The sequence below is a fragment of the Shinella sp. M27 genome (genome assembly GCF_049199905.1).
Lineage (GTDB): Bacteria > Pseudomonadota > Alphaproteobacteria > Rhizobiales > Rhizobiaceae > Shinella.
On record NZ_JBLZPK010000074.1, the window covers coordinates 79,181 to 97,082 of the forward strand.

At 62.0% G+C, this 17,902-nt stretch carries 16 protein-coding genes; 14 read left to right on the forward strand and 2 right to left on the reverse strand.

Features of this window, described 5'->3' with window-relative positions; translation table 11 throughout:
* Positions 1-40: 40 nt before the first annotated feature.
* The 6 genes from ACOZK4_RS26390 to ACOZK4_RS26415 are packed head-to-tail and all read left to right on the forward strand — an operon-like array spanning position 41 to position 7,629.
* Positions 41-1,006: an ABC transporter permease gene (locus ACOZK4_RS26390; RefSeq protein WP_421594618.1), complete on the forward strand. Its 966-nt coding sequence runs from the start codon at positions 41-43 to the stop codon at positions 1,004-1,006.
* A gap of 8 nt (positions 1,007-1,014) precedes the next feature.
* The gene (locus ACOZK4_RS26395) at positions 1,015-2,520 is read left to right on the forward strand and encodes a sugar ABC transporter ATP-binding protein (protein WP_421594619.1); all 1,506 of its coding nucleotides are present in this window, start codon (positions 1,015-1,017) and stop codon (positions 2,518-2,520) included.
* 7 nt (positions 2,521-2,527) lie between these two features.
* Positions 2,528-3,469, forward strand: coding sequence for an ABC transporter permease (locus ACOZK4_RS26400; protein ID WP_421594620.1), 942 nt, complete (start codon positions 2,528-2,530; stop codon positions 3,467-3,469).
* A 3-nt stretch (positions 3,470-3,472) separates the two neighbouring features.
* Positions 3,473-4,513: a zinc-dependent alcohol dehydrogenase gene (locus tag ACOZK4_RS26405; protein WP_421594621.1), complete on the forward strand. Its 1,041-nt coding sequence runs from the start codon at positions 3,473-3,475 to the stop codon at positions 4,511-4,513.
* A 24-nt stretch (positions 4,514-4,537) separates the two neighbouring features.
* Positions 4,538-6,034, forward strand: coding sequence for an aldehyde dehydrogenase family protein (locus ACOZK4_RS26410; protein WP_421594622.1), 1,497 nt, complete (start codon positions 4,538-4,540; stop codon positions 6,032-6,034).
* On the forward strand, positions 6,034-7,629 hold the full coding sequence (locus ACOZK4_RS26415) for a GMC family oxidoreductase (RefSeq protein WP_421594623.1): 1,596 nt from the start codon (positions 6,034-6,036) through the stop codon (positions 7,627-7,629). The genes ACOZK4_RS26410 and ACOZK4_RS26415 overlap by 1 nt, the downstream gene beginning before the upstream one ends.
* A gap of 51 nt (positions 7,630-7,680) precedes the next feature.
* Here ACOZK4_RS26415 and ACOZK4_RS26420 read toward each other — a convergent pair whose 3' ends face one another.
* Positions 7,681-8,544: an aldo/keto reductase gene (locus ACOZK4_RS26420; RefSeq protein ID WP_421594624.1), complete on the reverse strand. Its 864-nt coding sequence runs from the start codon at positions 8,542-8,544 to the stop codon at positions 7,681-7,683.
* A gap of 94 nt (positions 8,545-8,638) precedes the next feature.
* On the opposite strand from ACOZK4_RS26420, the gene ACOZK4_RS26425 reads away from it, so the two are divergent.
* The 3 genes from ACOZK4_RS26425 to ACOZK4_RS26435 are packed head-to-tail and all read left to right on the forward strand — an operon-like array spanning position 8,639 to position 12,278.
* Positions 8,639-10,210, forward strand: a complete 1,572-nt coding sequence (locus ACOZK4_RS26425) for an acyl CoA:acetate/3-ketoacid CoA transferase (protein ID WP_421594625.1) — start codon at positions 8,639-8,641, stop codon at positions 10,208-10,210.
* Complete coding sequence (locus tag ACOZK4_RS26430) at positions 10,207-10,980, forward strand: enoyl-CoA hydratase/isomerase family protein (RefSeq protein WP_421594626.1); 774 nt, start codon at positions 10,207-10,209, stop codon at positions 10,978-10,980. Before ACOZK4_RS26425 ends, ACOZK4_RS26430 begins: the two co-directional genes overlap by 4 nt.
* Before the next feature lie 38 nt (positions 10,981-11,018).
* Positions 11,019-12,278: a glycerate kinase type-2 family protein gene (locus ACOZK4_RS26435; protein WP_421594627.1), complete on the forward strand. Its 1,260-nt coding sequence runs from the start codon at positions 11,019-11,021 to the stop codon at positions 12,276-12,278.
* A 40-nt stretch (positions 12,279-12,318) separates the two neighbouring features.
* Here ACOZK4_RS26435 and ACOZK4_RS26440 read toward each other — a convergent pair whose 3' ends face one another.
* Entirely contained in the window at positions 12,319-13,335 is a 1,017-nt protein-coding gene (locus ACOZK4_RS26440; protein WP_421594636.1) for an aldo/keto reductase, read from the reverse strand.
* A gap of 156 nt (positions 13,336-13,491) precedes the next feature.
* Here ACOZK4_RS26440 and ACOZK4_RS26445 point away from each other — a divergent pair, with 156 nt between their 5' ends.
* From ACOZK4_RS26445 to ACOZK4_RS26465, 5 genes are all read left to right on the forward strand, one after another.
* Entirely contained in the window at positions 13,492-14,634 is a 1,143-nt protein-coding gene (locus ACOZK4_RS26445) for an acyl-CoA dehydrogenase family protein (protein ID WP_421594628.1), read from the forward strand.
* Positions 14,631-15,410, forward strand: coding sequence for a 3-ketoacyl-ACP reductase (locus tag ACOZK4_RS26450; RefSeq protein WP_421594629.1), 780 nt, complete (start codon positions 14,631-14,633; stop codon positions 15,408-15,410). Before ACOZK4_RS26445 ends, ACOZK4_RS26450 begins: the two co-directional genes overlap by 4 nt.
* Positions 15,411-15,420: 10 nt before the next feature.
* Positions 15,421-16,569, forward strand: a complete 1,149-nt coding sequence (locus ACOZK4_RS26455; protein ID WP_421594630.1) for a dihydrodipicolinate synthase family protein — start codon at positions 15,421-15,423, stop codon at positions 16,567-16,569.
* 2 nt (positions 16,570-16,571) lie between these two features.
* Positions 16,572-17,429, forward strand: coding sequence for a sugar phosphate isomerase/epimerase family protein (locus ACOZK4_RS26460; protein ID WP_421594631.1), 858 nt, complete (start codon positions 16,572-16,574; stop codon positions 17,427-17,429).
* Between the two features lie 16 nt (positions 17,430-17,445).
* The coding region (locus tag ACOZK4_RS26465) for an electron transfer flavoprotein subunit beta/FixA family protein (protein ID WP_421594632.1) at positions 17,446-17,902 on the forward strand (457 nt) is incomplete at its 3' end.

A 17,902-nucleotide genomic window follows, 5' to 3' on the forward strand; every position in this document is an offset into this window, starting at 1 on the left:
GCCTCATCTCCTGCGAAATTTCATGAGAGGGGTGTCTGACGTGACACGTCGCCTATCGCGCGAAACCTTGATCAAATGGGCGCCGCTCCTGGTGCTGATCGCGCTTGTGATCTTTTTCACCGCGCTCAACCCGACCTTCTTTTCGTTGCGGAACTTCGCCCGTATCGCGATTGCGGCGGCCCCGGCCCTGATGGTTGCCGTTGGCGTCACGTTCATCATCGTCATGGGATCGATCGACCTTTCCATGGAAGGAACGGTCTCGCTGACGGCGGTTTCCTTCGCTTTCATCTTCGCCCAGCTTGGCGGTTCGCTGGCAGGGCTTGGCTGGATTGCTATTCCCCTGGTGCTCGTTCTCGGTGGCCTGATCGGGCTTTTGAACGGGCTGGTGCATGTGAAATTGAAAATTCCGTCCTTCATGGCCAGCCTTGCCATGGGCTTTGTCGGTACGGGGGCGGCAATCCTGCTCACCGGTGGCGATATCGTGAAGGTGAGCGATGCGACGTTCCGCGGCCTGCTTACGGTCCGCTGGCTCGGTTTTCCGCTGATGATCTACATCGCGGCGTTCTTCCTCTTCATCGGCTGGTTCATCCAGACGCACACGACGCTGGGCCGCAACTTCTACGCCGTTGGCGGTGGTGAGGATCTCGCGCACGCCTCGGGGCTCAATGTGACACGTGTGCGTGTCACGGGCTTTGCGCTGGCCGGTGTCTTCTATGCCATCGCCGCGATCCTCGTCGTGGCCCGCATCGGGCAGGCGGAATCCGTGACCGGCGCGAACTTCATGTTCGTTTCTATCACCTCGGTGGTCGTCGGCGGTGTGGCGCTCTGGGGTGGCATCGGTGGTGTGTGGAACGCGCTCGTCGGTGTGCTCATCGTCAATGTCATCGACAATGGCATGGTCGTTATCGGCCTGCCCGATTTCCTCCAGGACGGCGTGCTGGGCCTCCTCGTCATTCTTGCCGTGGTGCTTTCCACCGACCGCAAGATGGTTTCCTTCGTGAAGTGAGGCGCGTCATGTACGAACTCAAATCCGTCGACAAGAAATTCCCGGGCGTCCATGCGCTGAAATCCATCAACTTCCACATCAAGCGTGGCGAAATCGTCGGCCTCGTAGGCGAAAACGGTGCTGGCAAGTCCACTTTGATGAAGGTCATCTACGGCGCTTACCAGCCGGATGGCGGTCAGGTTCTCATCAACGGCACATCCGTCCGCTTCGCCAATCCGCGTCAGGCGATGGAGAAGGGCATCGGGATGGTGTTCCAGGAACAGTCCTTGATCCCAAACCTGACGGTCATGGAGAATATCTTCCTTGGCTACGAGCGTCAGTTCGTACGCTTCGGCGTGGTCGACTGGAAGGCGATGGCGAATGCGGCCAAGGCACAGCTCGCCAAGGTGAAACTCGATATCGATCCTGGGATGGTGACGTCGAAGCTCTCGTTCGTCCAGCGCCAGCTCGTCGAGTTGGCTAAGGTTCTGACGCTGGAAGAGCGCGTGAAGGGCGATCTCGTCATCCTGCTCGACGAGCCGACGTCCGTTCTTTCAAAGGACGAGGTGGCGCTACTCTTCAAGCTTGTCCGGGAACTGACGACCCGTGCCTCCTTCATCTTCGTCTCGCACCGCATGGACGAGGTGATGGAGCTTTCCGATCGCATCTACGTCATGAAAGACGGCGAGGTCGTCGATGTGGTTGAACGCGGCGGCGCCACAGCCGAGGCGATCCAGCACAAGATGGTCGGCCGTAACGTCGACAAGCAGTATTACCGCGAGCATCTGCAACAGCCCTTCGATCAGTCGAAAGTACTGGCAGAGATGGTGGGTGTCGGGCTGCCGGGCCGTATCCAGGATATTTCGTTCAAGGTGCATGCCGGGGAGGTTCTTTGCCTTGTCGGTACGGAAGGTTCCGGGCGCGAGGCAATTCTCCGCACGATTTACGGCATGCTGACGCCCGTGACCGGCCAGTTGAAGATCAAGGGTGCCAACGCGAATGGCTATTCGCCGCGTCAGTCCGTCGCGCATGGCGTCGGCTATGTGCCGCGCGAGCGCAAGATCGAAGGCATTGTTGCCGGCATGAATGTCTACGAGAACATGACGCTCTCGCAGATGCGGAACCATTCGAGTAGCGGCGTTCTGCGGGTTGCCGAAGAGCGCGCCCTGGCGCGCGACTGGATCAAGAAGCTCTCGATCAAGGCGCATTCGGAGTTTGCCGATTGCGGCAATCTTTCGGGCGGCAACCAGCAGAAGGTCGTGCTCGCCAAGTGGCGTTCCGGCGGCTCCGATATCATGCTGCTCGACCACCCGACACGCGGCCTCGACATCGGGGCGAAAGAAGACGTCTACGACATGATCCGCGCGATGAGCGCGGCAGGTGTCGGAATCGTGCTCGTCGCCGATACGCTGGAAGAGGCGATCGGCCTGTCGCACACCATCATCGTCGTCAAGGACGGGCGCATGCAGAAGCAATTCGCCTGCGAGCCGGGCGCTAAGCCCACGCCCTTCGACCTGCTGCACTACATGATCTGAGGGACAAATGGATATTCAGCGCCTCAAACCGCACCTGCCCTGGATCACGCTGGTCGTGCTCATCGCCATCGTCGGCATCAACGATCCGGGTTTCCTGCGTCCTTCGAACTTGCTCGGCATCGCCGGCGATATCGTACCGCTGTTCATCATGGCGCTCGGGCTGACCTTTGCCATCTATATCGGCGGCATCGATCTGTCGGCCCAGTCCATGGCCAATATGGTGACGGTCGTCGCCTCGGTCTATCTCGCGTCGATGGGGGCGTGGGTCGCAGTGCTCTGCGTGCTCGCGGGTTTTCTGCTGGGCATGCTCTCCGGCTACGTGACGACGCGCCTTTTCGTGCCCTCCTTCATTTCGACGCTCGCCGTCGGCGGCGTCGCCTTCTCGATTGCGCAATGGCTTTCTGGCCAGCGGGCGCTCAACATGGATGCGACGCAGCGCAACGAAACCTTCGGCTGGATGATCGGTCATACATGGGGCATCCCGCATGAATTGCTCATCGCCGCCGTACTCGTCGCGATTTGCCTTTTCATCGAACGGCGGACGACGCTCGGTCGCGCCCTGAAAGCCGTCGGTGCCGGCGAACTTGCGGCGGCCGCGTCCGGCCTCAACGTTGCGCGTTACAAGATTCTGGCTTTTGCGATTTCCGGTGCCCTTGCCGCCATCGCCGGCCTGCTCTTCGCGGTCAAACTTTCCGGCGGCGCGCCGACCATCGCCAACGGCTTCCTGCTGCCGGCCATCGTTGCGGTTCTTGTCGGCGGCACACCGCTGACGGGCGGTGTCGGCGGTGTGGTCAATACGGTGATCGGCACGCTTATCGTTGCCGTCATCCGCGCCTCGATGCTCTATTTCGAGATCGATGCCACGCGTCAGCAGATCGTCTTCGGTTTCGTCCTGATCGTTGCCATCGCACTGACGATCGACCGCGCCAAACTGCGCACGGTGAAGTGAGGGATGGCGATGAATACTATGCGCGCCGCTGTCCTGACTGCACCGAAGCGTTTTGAACTCCGCGACGTTCCGGTGCCGACCATCGGCCCCGAGGATGTTCTGGTCCAGGTGACACGGACGGGCATCTGCGGCACGGATGTGCATATTTTCAACGGCCACTACGCCGCGGACAAACTTCCGTTAATCCCCGGTCATGAATTCTGCGGAACGATCGCGGTGCGCGGTGCGAATGTGCGCCACCTTGCGGTGGGTACGCGCGTCGTCGTGGATATCAATATCGGTTGCGGCACCTGCTTCTGGTGCCGTCGCAACGAGGTGCTGAACTGCACCGAGGTCACCCAGGTAGGCATCGGCCGGGATGGGGCCTTTGCCGAATTCGTCGCCGTGCCTGCGCGTCTTGCAATCCCAGTCGAGACCGGTATTCCCGACGAGGTACTTGCTCTTACCGAGCCGGTTGCCTGTGTCGTTCGCGCCGCGCGCAAGGCTGCTGTAGGGTTCGGGCAGTCCGTCGTGATCTTCGGTGCCGGACCGATCGGCAATCTGCATGTGCAGATGATGCGGCTCGTCGGTGTGGCGCCGATCATCGTGGTCGATCTGTCGCCCGATCGCTGCCGCATGGCGCTTGACGCCGGAGCGGACGCCGCGGTCTCCGATCCGGCGGATTTGAAAGCGACCGTGCTTCGGATGACCGGCGGGCGCGGGGCGGATCTCGTCATCGAGAGCGTCGGCAATCGAAAGCTCTATGAACAGGCTTTTGACCTGACGCGCCGCGGCGGACATGTCGCCTTTTTCGGTATCACCGCGCCGGGTGAAACGGTTCCGGTCGATATCCTCCGGACCGTTCTGGAGGAGGGGGGCCTCAAGGGGTCGGTTGCCGGCATGGGGCAGGATATGCACGATGCGCTGACCCTCCTGTCGCACGGCCGATTCCGCACGGATGATTTCACCAAGGCGAGCTTTTCCCTGGACACTATCCAGGAGGCTTTCGAAACCCTCGGTAATCGGCCGCGGGACCTGAAGACCCAGATCGCCATCGCGGCGTAAGACCTATCGAAGTGGAGCTATCCCATGGACCAGAAAAACCAGTTCCTTTCTGCCCCGACCGCAGCGCGCGCCTTCGGCTTTTTTGTTGATGGCGAGTGGAAGGACGGGACGGAGCACTTCGAACGCACGTCGCCAGGCCACGGGACACCAGTCACGCGGACGGTTCGCTGCACGGTCGATGACCTGAACGCCGCCGTCGCTGCGGCGCGCCGCGCCTTCGAGGACCGCCGCTGGGCCGGCCTTTCGGGTGCCGCGCGCGGCAGCGTCCTGCTGCGCGTCGCCGAAATCCTGCGTCGCCGTCGCGACGAGATCGCCTACTGGGAAGCGTTGGAAAACGGCAAGCCGATTTCCCAGGCACGCGGTGAGATCGACCATTGCATCGCCTGCTTCGAAGTCGGTGCCGGTGCGGCCCGCATGCTGCATGGCGATAGCTTCAATTCGCTTGGCGACGATCTGTTCGGCATGGTGCTGCGTGAGCCGATCGGCGTCGTCGGCCTGATCACGCCGTGGAACTTCCCGTTCCTGATCCTGTGCGAACGCGTGCCCTTCATCCTGGCTTCCGGATGCACGATGGTCGTGAAGCCCTCGGAAGTCACAGCCGCGACGACGCTCCTGCTTGCCGAAGTGCTGGCCGAGGCGGGCCTTCCTGCCGGTGTCTACAACATCGTTACCGGCTCCGGCCGCACGATCGGCCAGGCGCTTTCCGAACATCCTGATGTCGATATGCTCTCCTTCACCGGCTCGACCGCCGTCGGCCGTTCCTGTGTGCATGCCGCCGCCGACAGCAATTTCAAGAAGCTCGGCCTCGAGCTTGGCGGCAAGAATCCGATCATCGTCTTTGCGGATTCCGATCTTGAAGATGCTGCCGATGGCGCGGCCTTCGGTATCAGCTTCAACACCGGGCAGTGCTGCGTCTCGTCTTCGCGCCTGATCGTAGAGCGCTCGGTTGCCGCCGAGTTCGAAAAACTGCTCGTCGAAAAGATGAAAAAGATCCGGGTCGGCGATCCGCTCGATGAGCGTACACAGGTCGGCGCCATCACCACGGAAGCGCAGAACGCGACGATCCTCGACTATATCGCCCAAGGCAAGGCCGCCGGTGCAAAGTTGCTTACGGGGGGAGAGGCCATCGATCTCGGACGCGGCCAGTATATCGCACCGACGCTCTTCTCCGGCGTTTCGCGAGACATGGCGATTGCACGCGACGAGATTTTCGGGCCGGTTCTGTGCTCCATGCATTTCGATACGGTGGAAGAAGCCATTCAGCGTGCGAACGACACCGTTTATGGGCTTGCGGCGAGCGTCTGGACGAAGAATATCGATAAGGCGCTGACGGTGAGCCGCCGGGTTCGTGCGGGGCGTTTCTGGGTCAACACGATCATGGCGGGCGGCCCCGAAATGCCGCTTGGTGGCTTCAAACAATCCGGTTGGGGTCGTGAGGCCGGTATCTACGGGGTGGAGGAGTATACGCAGGTGAAGTCCGTTCATGTCGAGATCGGCAAGCGTTCGCATTGGATTGCATGATGTCGGCTGGCTATGATTATGTCATCGTCGGCGGCGGATCCGCCGGCTGCGTGCTGGCTGCCCGGCTTTCGGAAAACCCGTCCATTCGGGTTTGCCTGATCGAGGCCGGCGGGCGCGATACCAATCCGCTCATCCATATGCCCGTCGGTTTTGCCAAGATGACGACGGGGCCGTTGACCTGGGGTTTGAAGACGGCCCCCCAGAAGCATGCCAACAACCGCGAGATCCTTTATGCGCAGGCCAAGGTGCTTGGCGGCGGCTCTTCGATCAACGCCGAGGTTTTCACCCGCGGCGTGCCCGGCGACTATGACCGTTGGGTCGAGGAGGGAGCGGAAGGCTGGGGCTTCAAGGACATCCAGAAGTATTTCCTGCGCTCGGAGGGCAATTCGATCCTCTCCGGTGCCTGGCACGGCACGGATGGTCCGCTCGGCGTCTCGAACATCCCCGAGCCCCAGCGCATGACGCGTGCCTTCGTGCAGAGCTGCCAGGAGGCGGGCATACCCTATAACCCCGATTTCAATGGCCTCGTGCAGGAAGGCGCCGGCGTTTATCAGACGACGACGCGCAACAATCGGCGTTGTTCGGCAGCAGTCGGCTACTTGCGGCCGGCTCTCAAGCGACCGAACCTAGAGGTTGTCACGGGTGCGCTTGTCCTGCGCATCGTCTTCGAAGGACGCCGCGCCGTTGGCGTCGAATATATCGCCGATGGAAAAAGCACGATCGCCCGGGCTGACAGCGAAGTGCTTGTCACGTCAGGTGCCATTGGTACGCCAAAGCTGATGATGTTGTCGGGTATCGGCCCTGCAGATCACCTGCGCAGCCATGGCATCGACGTCGTGCAGGACATGGCGGGTGTCGGGCAGAATCTGCAGGATCATTTCGGCGTCGACATCGTTGCCGAGCTGAAGAACCACGACAGTCTCGACAAGTACAACAAGCTGCACTGGTCGATCTGGGCGGGCCTTCAATACACGTTGTTCAATTCCGGCCCCATCACGTCGAATGTCGTGGAGGGGGGCGCATTTTGGTATGGCGACAAGGCGAACCCGACGCCCGACCTGCAGTTCCATTTCCTCGCGGGTGCAGGCGCAGAGGCCGGCGTTCCCGGCGTGCCGAAAGGCTCCTCCGGCATCACGCTGAATTCCTACACGCTGCGACCGAAGTCACGCGGTACGGTCAGCCTTCGGTCGGCCGATCCGCGTGCGTTGCCGGTCGTCGATCCGAATTTCCTCGCCGACCCGGATGACGTGAAGATTTCCGTCGAGGGCGTGAAGATCAGCCAGGAGATTTTCGCCCAGGCTTCGCTTCAGAAGCATATCAAAGCGCTGCATTTCCCGGACCGCAATGTGCGCACGCACGAAGACTACGTGGCCTATGCGCGCCAATATGGCCGCACGTCCTACCATCCGACCTGCACCTGCAAGATGGGGCGGGACGAGATGTCGGTGGTCGATCCGCAGCTGCGTGTCCACGGACTGGATGGTATCCGCATCTGCGACAGCTCTGCCATGCCGAGCCTCGTCGGCTCAAACACCAATGCGGCGACGATCATGATCGGGGAAAAGGCATCGGACATGATCCGCGGCAACGCCTGATCGGCCACGGACTGCAAATGAGAAGGGCGGCCTTGCGGCCGCCCTTTTGCGTCAATCCCATTCGGGAACCCAGGGGAGCTGTCCCGGCTTGATGATTCGATAGCCGGTGGCGTTCAGGGTATCGATCCGGTCCATGTCGATGGACGACAGCGTAAAATCCATGATGTCGAAATTTGCCCGAATGTTTTCCGGCTTCGTCGACATGGTGTTCAAGGGCACGCCTTTCTGAAGAATCCAGCGGAGCACGACCTGCGCGGCAGATTTGCCGTAAGTCTGACCGATCTCGGCAAAGAGAGCGTGCTTGAACACTTCGCCCCGCGCGATCGATGCGTAGGATGAAAGCGGTATGCCTGTCTCCGATGCAGCGGCAAGGAGTTTCCTCTGGTCGACGAGTGGGTGGAATTCCACCTGATTGGTGACGAGCGGCCCATCGACCACGGTGCGAGCCACATGCATCATCCGCGCTGTATAGTTCGAGACGCCGATTGTGTCTGCGAGGCCGCGATCTCTAGCTGATTGCAACAGGCGCAAGGACGGGGCAACGTCGCCACCGACGGGCGGCCAATGCAGCAGAAGCGCATCCACGCGGTCGATCCGTAGCGCCTTCAGGCTTGCCTCGACGGATGGCAGGAATTTTTCCTCTGAGTAGTTGTCCGGATGAACCTTCGTGGTGATGCAGAGGTCCGCACGCGCCACGCCGCAAGCGGCGAGTGCTGCCCCCGTATCGGCCTCGTTGCCATACATCTGTGCCGTGTCGAACGCCCGGTATCCGGCTTCGATTGCGGCATCGACAGCCTGTCTGAGCTCGTCTCCCTTCAGGGGATAGGTGCCGAAACCGCGCTGAAAACGCTTCTGGAAATAGATGTTCATGCCTCCTCCTTGGCGGGGCGAATATACCCGCGTCTTGATTGCCACCCAACGCGAAAATCTCGCTTGCCGGATTGCCTTAGTCGTGATTAATCTATAACTAGTTAGTTACTTAATGCAATTGGGAACGGAGATATCGGCGATGAAGAAGGTGAAGACTGCGCAGGAGGCGGCCAAGCTCGTCAGGGATGGGGCGGTCGTCGCTGTGAATTCTTCCTCCGGCCTCTGCTGCCCGGATGCCGTGCTGAGGGCACTCGGCGAGCGCTTCGACAGCGAGGGCCATCCGCGTGGCCTTACCTCCATCCACCCGATTGCCGCAGGCGATTTCTTCGGCACGCGTGGTGTAGATCACATCGCCAAGCCCGGCATGCTGGTGAAGATCATCGGCGGTTCCTATCCCTCCGGGCCGAGCAATGCCGAGCCGCCGCTCATCTGGCAGATGATCCTGAAAGAGGAGCTTGCCGCCTGGAACGTGCCCTCCGGCATCGTCTTCGACATGTTGCGCGAAGGCGCTGCCAAGCGCCCCGGCGTTTTGACCAAGGTCGGCATGGAAACATTCGTCGATCCCGATCAGGATGGCTGCGCGATGAATGCCAGCGCGCGCGCTGCGCCGCTCGTCAAGCGTGTTGCCTTCGAGGGCGAGGACTGGCTGCATTTTCCGGCGATCCGCCCCGATGTCGCGATCATTCGTGCAACGACGGCCGACGAGAAGGGTAATCTCACCTTCGAGCAGGAGGGCGCGACCCTCGGCGCGATGGAAATGGCGCTTGCGGCACGCAATTCCGGCGGTCTTGTCATCGCGCAGGTCAAGCGCGTGGCGGCGAGCGGAACGTTGCGTCCGCATGATGTGCGGGTACCGGGTATTCTCGTCGACGTGATCGTCGAGGCACCAGACCAGCTGCAGACCACGGCGACCCCCTATGATCCGGCGATCTCGGGTGAGCTATTCCGCCCGCTCGAAACGTTCCGACTGCCGGAGCTCGATGTCGGCAAGGTCATCGCTCGTCGCGTGGCGCAAGAGCTGAAAGACGGCTGGGCCGTCAATATCGGCTTCGGAATTTCGGCCAATGTACCGCGTATCCTCATCGAGGAAGGACTGCACGGCAAGGTGACCTGGGTCATCGAACAGGGGGCTGTCGGCGGCGTGCCGCTGCTCGATTTCAAGTTCGGCTGCGCCTCCAATGCCGAGGCTTTCGTCGCGTCGCCGCATCAATTCTGCTACTTCCAGGCTGGCGGCTTCGATTGCTCGCTCTTGTCCTTCCTGGAGATTGACGCCGAGGGTTCCGTCAACGTCAGTCGTCTCGCGGCGACGCCGCATCGTACCGCCGGCGCCGGCGGCTTCGTCGACATTACCTCGCGCGCGAAAAAGATCGTCTTCTCCGGCAATTTCAATGCCGGTGCCAAGATGCATGTCGAGGACGGTCGCCTGGTGATCGACAAGGAGGGCCGCATCGCCAAGTTCGTGGAAGAGGTGGATCAGGTCAGTTTCTCCGGCAAGCGCGCCCGTGCGCAGGGGCAGGAGATCACTTATGTCACGGAGCGTTGCGTGATCGCGCTTGATACGGATGGGCTGGTCGTGACCGAACTCGCCCCGGGTCTCGACCTCCAGCGCGATGTCCTGGATCAGGCCGCGACGCCACTGAGGGTCTCCAAGATGCTCAAGGTGATGGACGATGCGCTGTTTCGCGCGGAAACCATGGGATTAGCGTTGTGAGTGATCCGCGCCTCGAGCTTTCCATCGACGGTCAGATCGCACGGATCACCCTGCGGCGTCCGGAAAAGCTGAATGCGATCGATGAGGATATGATCGATGCCGTGCTGCAGTCGTGCCGTATCATCGAGCGCTCGGAGGCCAGGGTCGCGATCGTTACGGGCGAGGGCGGCAAGTCCTTCTGTGCGGGTGGGGATATCGAGGCCTGGAGCAGCCTCGACGCCGAAACATTTTCACGCCGCTGGCTGCGTGACGGGCATGGTGCCTTTGACGCACTGGCGCGTCTCACCGTGCCGTTGATCGCGGTGCTGAACGGTCACGCGCTCGGGGGTGGACTGGAGCTTGCTGCCTGCGCCGATCTGCGTATCGCCGAGGAGCATGTGAAGATCGGTCAGCCGGAACCCGGCCTCGGCATCATTCCCGGCTGGTCCGGCACGCAGCGCGCATCGCGCCGCTTTGGCTCGCAGCTTGTTCGCCGCATGGCGCTTTTCGGCGAGGTTTATACGGCGCAGGAAGCGCTTGCGCTCGGCCTCGTCGATCAGGTCGTTGCAACCGGCGAGGGGGCTGCGACGGCAGAAGCCGCTGCGGCGCGGGTGCTGAAACGCTCGCCGCGTGCCACCGAGTTGACGAAGATGCTGATCAACGCTGCTGAGGGCGAAGAAAGCGAGCGGGTCCTGGAGGTTCTGGCCGGCGCCGTGGCGGCAGACTCCAAAGATCTGACGGAAGGGCTTTCTGCCTACAAGCAGAAGCGGCCAGCGCGCTTCGGCAATTAGCGCCCAGCCATCCGACATCCTGTATCCATGGCGGTCTCATGAAGCCCGAAGACAAGAACTTCCTCTCGGAACTCTTCCGTTCCGCGGTCGAGGCCGCCGATCCAGAAAAGGCGCTGAGTGCATATCTGCCTGCCCGGCCCAAGGGGTGGACTGTTGTCATCGGCGCCGGGAAAGGTGCCGCGCAGCTTGCTGCGGCTTTCGAACGCCTTTGGGATGGCCCGCTGGAAGGTGTCGTGGTCACGCGCTACAGTTATGCTGCGCCCTGTCGGCGCATTCGTGTGCTCGAGGCGGCACATCCCGTACCCGATGCGGCGGGCCTTGCTGCCACGCAGGCACTTTTCGATGCCGTTAAAGGGCTTTCCACGGATGATCTCGTCGTTGCCCTGATCTGTGGCGGCGGGTCCGCACTTCTTCCTGCGCCGCCCGGTGACCTGACCCTGGAGGATGAGGCAGCGCTGAACAGCGCGCTTCTTGAGAGCGGGGCGCCGATTTTCGTTATGAACGCCATCCGCAAGCAGGTCTCCGCTATCAAGGGCGGACGGCTTGCTGCCGCCTGCCATCCGGCGAAGGTCGTGACGCTCGTCGTCTCCGATGTGCCGGGCGATGATCCCGCGCAAGTGGCGAGTGGGCCGACGGTGCCGGATGCGGGTGACCGCGAGGAGGCACGGGCACTGGTAAAGACGTGGGGCATTACGCTGCCGCCGGCGATCGAGGCCTGGCTTGGCGGAAATGAGGGAGAACCGCCATCACCGGCCGATCCGGTTTTTGCCACGCACGAGGTACAGGTCATCGCTTCCGCCCGTCTCTCACTGGAAGCCGCTGCGCAACGGGCGGCGGCGCTTGGCGTACCTGCCGTCATCCTGTCGGATAGTATCGAGGGGGAGGCGCGTGACGTTGCGCGCGTGCACGCGGCCATCGCCCGTGAAGTCGCCAGCCGCAGCCGCCCGTTCTCGCGTCCGGTCGTCATTCTCTCGGGCGGGGAGACAACGGTGACGATCAAGGGACGTGGCAAGGGCGGGCGCAATACGGAGTTTCTGCTGTCGCTCGCGCTTGCTGGCGAGGGCGTTTCCTTTGTGGCGCTCGCTGCCGATACGGATGGGATCGATGGTTCGGAGGACAATGCGGGTGCGTTTGCTGATGGCACCAGCATGAAGCGCTTGCGCGGTTTAGGTGTGGATCCCGCAGCCCTACTCGCCGGTAATGACGCCTGGACGGCGTTTGACCTGCTGGACGACCTGTTCGTGCCGGGTCCGACAGGCACCAACGTCAACGATTTCAGGGCAATCCTCATACGTTAGGGTTGCCCGCGCCGCCCTTGCCGCGCGGGCTGATTCCACATCACGCCGGAACCGGGGCATCCTCGCGCAGCAGGCCTTTCTTCTTCAGGTCGGCCCAGAAGTCGCCCGGGATGGGATGGGAGAACCAGGCAAGATTCTGATCCAGCTGCTGGATGGTGCGTGTACCCGCCATGAAGGAAGGGACGGCAGGATGGGCCACGACGAATTGCAGGGCAGCTGCGGCCAGTGGTACGCCATGCTCCGCGCAAACGGCTTCGATCTTCGCGACTTTTTCCATGATATCGCGGGGTGCCGGCGCGTAGTTGTATTTCGCACCCTCTCTGGCGCCGGTCGCGAGAATGCCGGAGTTGAAGCCGCCGCCCACGACGACTGCCGCGCCGCGTTGCTCGCAAAGCGGCAGGAAGGCATCCAGCGCTTCCTGTTCGAGCAGCGTATAGCGCCCGGCCAGCAGGAAGCAGTCGAAGTCGTGGCGTAGAAGCGCTTCGTGGCAAACTTCCCATTCATTGACGCCGACGCCGATCGCCTTCACGACCTTCTCCGAGCGCAGTCGTTCCAGCGCTCGCCAGGCGCCATCCATCGCCTGCTCGAATACCTCTGGCTGCTCGCTCCCGCGCGTGAAAACGTCGATGTCGTGTATGAAGCACATATCCATCCGCTCCAGCCCGAGCCGTTGTAGGCTGTCTTCGAAGGCGCGCATGGTGCCATCGTAGCTGTAGTCGAAATGCATGGTGAAGGGCGCGGCATTCGTCCAGGGCGCGAAGTCGATCGTGTCGCGTCGCGCCGGGCGCAGCAGTCGCCCGACCTTGGAGGCGAGCACGAAGTCGTCCCGGTTTTTCCAGCGCAGGGCATGGCTGGTCCGCAGTTCGGCAAGGCCATGGCCATACATCGGCGCCGTGTCGAAGAATCGCACACCAGCCTCCCAGGCATGAGCAAACATTTCCTGCGATGTCGCCTCGTCGATCTCGCGGAAAATGTTTCCCAGCGGCGCGGTTCCGAAGCCAAAGGCTGTGACTTCGAGATCCGTCCTGCCAAATTTCCGCTTTTCTCCCGGGTGCATGTTTTCCTCCCTAAGTAACTGAATAGTGAATAATATGCACGCAGCCAAACGGCTGCGCAAGCAGCTACATTTCGCCTTCGCGATTTTTTCCGTCTTGACGTCTGTCTAGGGCAGAATGTATGTAACCAGATAGTTACTAGTTGCGAGACGAGGCAGATGTATCTCACCGAAACGCAGGAGCAGGTGCGCGAAATGGCGCGTGCCTTTGCTGACGAAACAATCCGACCCTTGGCTGAGGAACTCGACAGGGAGGAGCGCTTCCCCGCTGATCTCTACGACGAGATGGCCAAGCTTGGCCTCTTCGGCATCGGTGTGCCGGAGGCTCTGGGTGGGCCGGGTTTCGACACGCTCACCTATGCGCTTGTCATGGAGGAACTCAGCCGGGGATATGCTTCAGTTGCGGATCAGTGCGGCCTAGTCGAGCTTATTTCGAGCCTGCTGGTCCGCCACGGCACGGAAAGCCAGCGGGCGCTACTGCCCGAAATCCTCGGCATGCGCTCGAAGGTTGCCTATTGCATCACCGAGCCGGAGGCGGGCACCGACGTTTCGGGCATCCGCACCGCGGCCGAGCGTGACGGAAACGGCTGGCGGCTGAACGGCGGCAAGATCTGGATCCACAACGCCCCGGTAGCCGACTACGGCTTTGTGCTGGCCCGCACCGACAAGGAAGCCGGCAACCGCGGCATGTCGATCTTCATTGTCGATCTGCATTCGGCCGGTGTCGAGAAAGGGCCCAAGGAACACAAGATGGGACAGCGCGCCAGCCAAGTCGGTGCGCTGAACTTCACGGACGTGCGCCTGCCGGCCGATACCCTGCTCGGCACGGAAGGCCGTGGCTTCCATATGATGATGTCAGTGCTGGACAAGGGGCGCGTCGGCATAGCCTCGCTCGCCGTCGGCATCGCGCAGGCCGGCCTCGAGGCGGCCCTTGATTATGCCGGCACGCGCAAGCAGTTCGGTAAGGCGATTTCCGATTTCCAGGGTGTGCAATGGCTGCTTGCCGACATGGCGAAGGATATCGAGGCTGCGCGTCTGCTCGTCCATTCCGCCGCGTCGAAGATCGACAGCGGGGCGGATGCGACAAAAGCCTGCTCCATTGCAAAATGTTTTGCCGCCGACGTGGCCGTACAGCGCACCGCCGATGCCGTTCAGGTTTTTGGTGGCTCCGGCTACATCCGCGGTTTCGAGGTGGAGCGCCTTTATCGCGATGCGAAGATCACCCAGATCTATGAAGGCACCAACCAGATCCAGCGCATGATCATCGCACGCGAACTCCTGAAAAAGGGTGCACGGGCATGAGTGCCGCGTCTGCCAGGGCGGTTGCGCTCGTCACAGGCTCTTCGCGCGGTATCGGGCTCGCCGTCGCCGAGGCCTTGGCAAAGGAAGGTTTTGCAATCGCCGTCAACGGACCGGCGGATGATGCCGAACTGGCGGCTGCGGTTGCCCGCATTGCCGCCCTGGGTGTTCCGGTGGCGGCCGCCCCGTTCGATGTGGGCGCTATCGGTGCCCACGAAGCAGCACTGGATGCCGTCGAGGAGAAGCTCGGACCGCTGACGACTCTGGTCAACAATGCCGGTGTCGGTGTGCTCAAGCGCGGCGACATGCTGGAAGTCTCGGAAGAAAGCTGGGACCGGTGCATTTCCATCAACGCGAAGGCCCTGTTCTTTTTGAGCCAGGCCTTCGCGCGCCGCTTGCTGGCCCGAGCGCGCGCGCCACTCTTCCATTCGATCGTCAATGTCACATCGTCCAATGCCGTTGCTGTGGCGGAGCAGCGCTCGGAATATTGCGCCTCGAAGGCTGCGGCCTCGATGGTGTCAAAGGCGCTCGCCGTACGGCTCGGGCGGGAAAACATTGCCGTCTATGATGTCCAGCCGGGCCTGATTGCCACCGAGATGACCGCACCCGTCATCGAGGCCTATCGCGATCGAGCGGCTCAGGGTCTGACGCTTTTCCCGCGTGTCGGCGAGCCGGCTGAGGTCGGCACATTGATCGCGTCTCTCGCGAACGGCCGGCTCCCCTACACAACCGGACTGTCGATCCCGGCTGATGCCGGCATGCTTGTCCCGCGCTTCTGAGGTTCTTTCGATGAATATCGTCCTTCCCGATACCGCCGGTCGCCGTAGCGAATATGCTCTGACCGGAACGCCGATTGCGGCCGCAACGCTTAGCGAAAATCCCGCGCGCGTGGTCTATTCCGCCGCCCATGTCGTCGCTGATCCCTTTACCGCGAACGACCCCTCCGGGCGTGCCACGGTGGATTGGGCGAAGACGATGGAATTCCGCCGTTACCTCGCCGGTCTTGGGCTCGGCATTGCAGAGGCGATGGATACGGCGCAGCGCGGCATGGGGCTCGATTGGCCCGGTGCGCTGGAACTGATCCGCCGCACGCGCGAGGAGCTTCCGGATGCCCTCGTCGCCAATGGCTGCGGCACGGATCACCTGGACCTCGCATCGGTGAAAAGTCTGGACGATGTGCGCCGGGCCTATCTGGAGCAGGCTGACGCTATCCAGAAGCTCGGCGGTCGCCTCATCCTCATGGCGTCTCGCGCTCTCGTGCGCGTCGCGAAAGGGCCGGAGGACTATCTCAAGGTTTATTCCGATGTGCTCGCTGCCTGCGACGAGCCGGTGATCCTACATTGGCTCGGCGACATGTTCGACCCGCAGCTTGCCGGCTATTGGGGCTACGAGGCATTCGAGCCCGCCATGCAGACGGCGCTTGCCGTCATCGAAGCGAACGCGGCCAAGGTGGACGGCATTAAGATTTCCCTTCTCGACAAGGAGAAGGAGATCGTCATGCGCCGCCGCCTTCCGGCCGGGGTGAAAATGTATACGGGCGACGACTTCAATTATCCGGAATTGATCGAAGGCGATGATGCGGGGTTTTCGCACGCTTTGCTTGGCATCTTTGATCCGCTTGCGCCGGCTGCGGCTTACGCGGTGGAGCAGTTGGGCAAGGGCGATAGGGCGGCCTTCCGCGCGACGCTCGATCCGACCGTGCCGCTCGCGCGCCTTATCTTCCGAGCCCCCACGCAATACTACAAGACGGGCGTCGTCTTCCTTGCCTGGCTGAACGGCTTCCAGGATCATTTCGTGATGCTGAACGGCGCCCAGGCCATGCGACCGCTGCCCTATTTTGTCGAAGTCTTCCGCCTTGCCGACCAGTGCGGCCTGCTGCGGGATCCCGAGCTTGCGGTCGAGCGCATGAAGAAGCTGCTCGCCCTCTATGGCGTCTGACGATGCGTGATTTTTCAAGCGATCATTCCGCACTGGCGCTGAACACCGCCAGCCTCGGCCATAATCTCGAAGGTCATGGAGCGGGATGGGCGCCGGAGCGTGTCATCGACGCCTGCGCTGCGCGCGGTTTCGGTTCGATCGTCTTCTGGCGCAGGGAGATCGGCACGCGCGCGATCGAACTTGGCGAGCGGGTGCGGGCAGCGGGCCTTTCCGTGGCCGGGCTTTGCCGTACGCCGTTTCTCGTCGGGACGGAGGCCTTGGACAGGGTTGCGGTTCTCGACGATGCGAAGGCCTCCATCGACATGGCTGCCGGGCTCAGGGCTGCTGTGCTGACGATCGTGGTGGGGGGCGTGCATCCCGAAACGAAGGGGACAGCCGAAAGCTTGAAGATCGTGACTGATCGCGTTGCGGATCTCGCGCCTTATGCGGCGGCGTGCAATGTCAAACTGGCGCTCGAACCGCTTCATCCTGTTTATGCTGGCAACAGATCTTGCCTGACGACGGTGCGGGATGCTCTCGATATCTGCGACGTCGTCGATGCGCCAAATCTCGGCGTTGCCGTCGATGTCTATCATGTCTGGTGGGACTGCGGCCTCGATCCTCAGCTGACACGAGCCGGCAAGGCCCGGATCTTCGGTTATCATCTCTGCGACTGGCTTGCGGATACGCGCGACGTCCTGCTTGATCGTGGAATGATGGGCGACGGCGTCGCCGATCTCAAGGCGATCCGCAAGGCCGTTGAGCATGCAGGCTATGCCGGGCCCTGTGAAGTCGAGATCTTTTCTGCGAACAACTGGTGGAAGCGCGACCCCGACGAAGTTCTCGACGTGATGGCCGATCGTTTCCGCACGCTTTGCTGACGACAAGGACTATTCCATGAAACTGCTTGTGCCCATCAAACGTGTCGTCGACTACAACGTAAAGATCCGCGTGAAGTCGGATGGTTCTGGCGTTGAGCTTGCGAATGTGAAGATGTCGATGAACCCGTTCGACGAAATCTCCGTGGAAGAGGCGCTGCGTCTGAAGGAGGCCGGCAAGGCTGAGGAAGTGGTCGTGGTTTCGATCGGTCCTGCCAAGGCCGAAGAGACGCTGCGCACCGCGCTTGCCATGGGCGCCGACCGCGCCGTGCTGGTCGAGACGGACGATGCCGTCGACCCGCTCGCCGTCGCCAAGATCCTCAAGGGCGTCGCGGAAGCCGAACAGCCGGGCCTGATCATCGTCGGCAAGCAGGCGATCGACGACGACTCGAACCAGACCGGCCAGATGCTGTCGGCTCTGCTTGGCTGGGCGCAGGCGACGTTCGCCTCCAAGGTCGAGATCGGTTCGGGCAGCG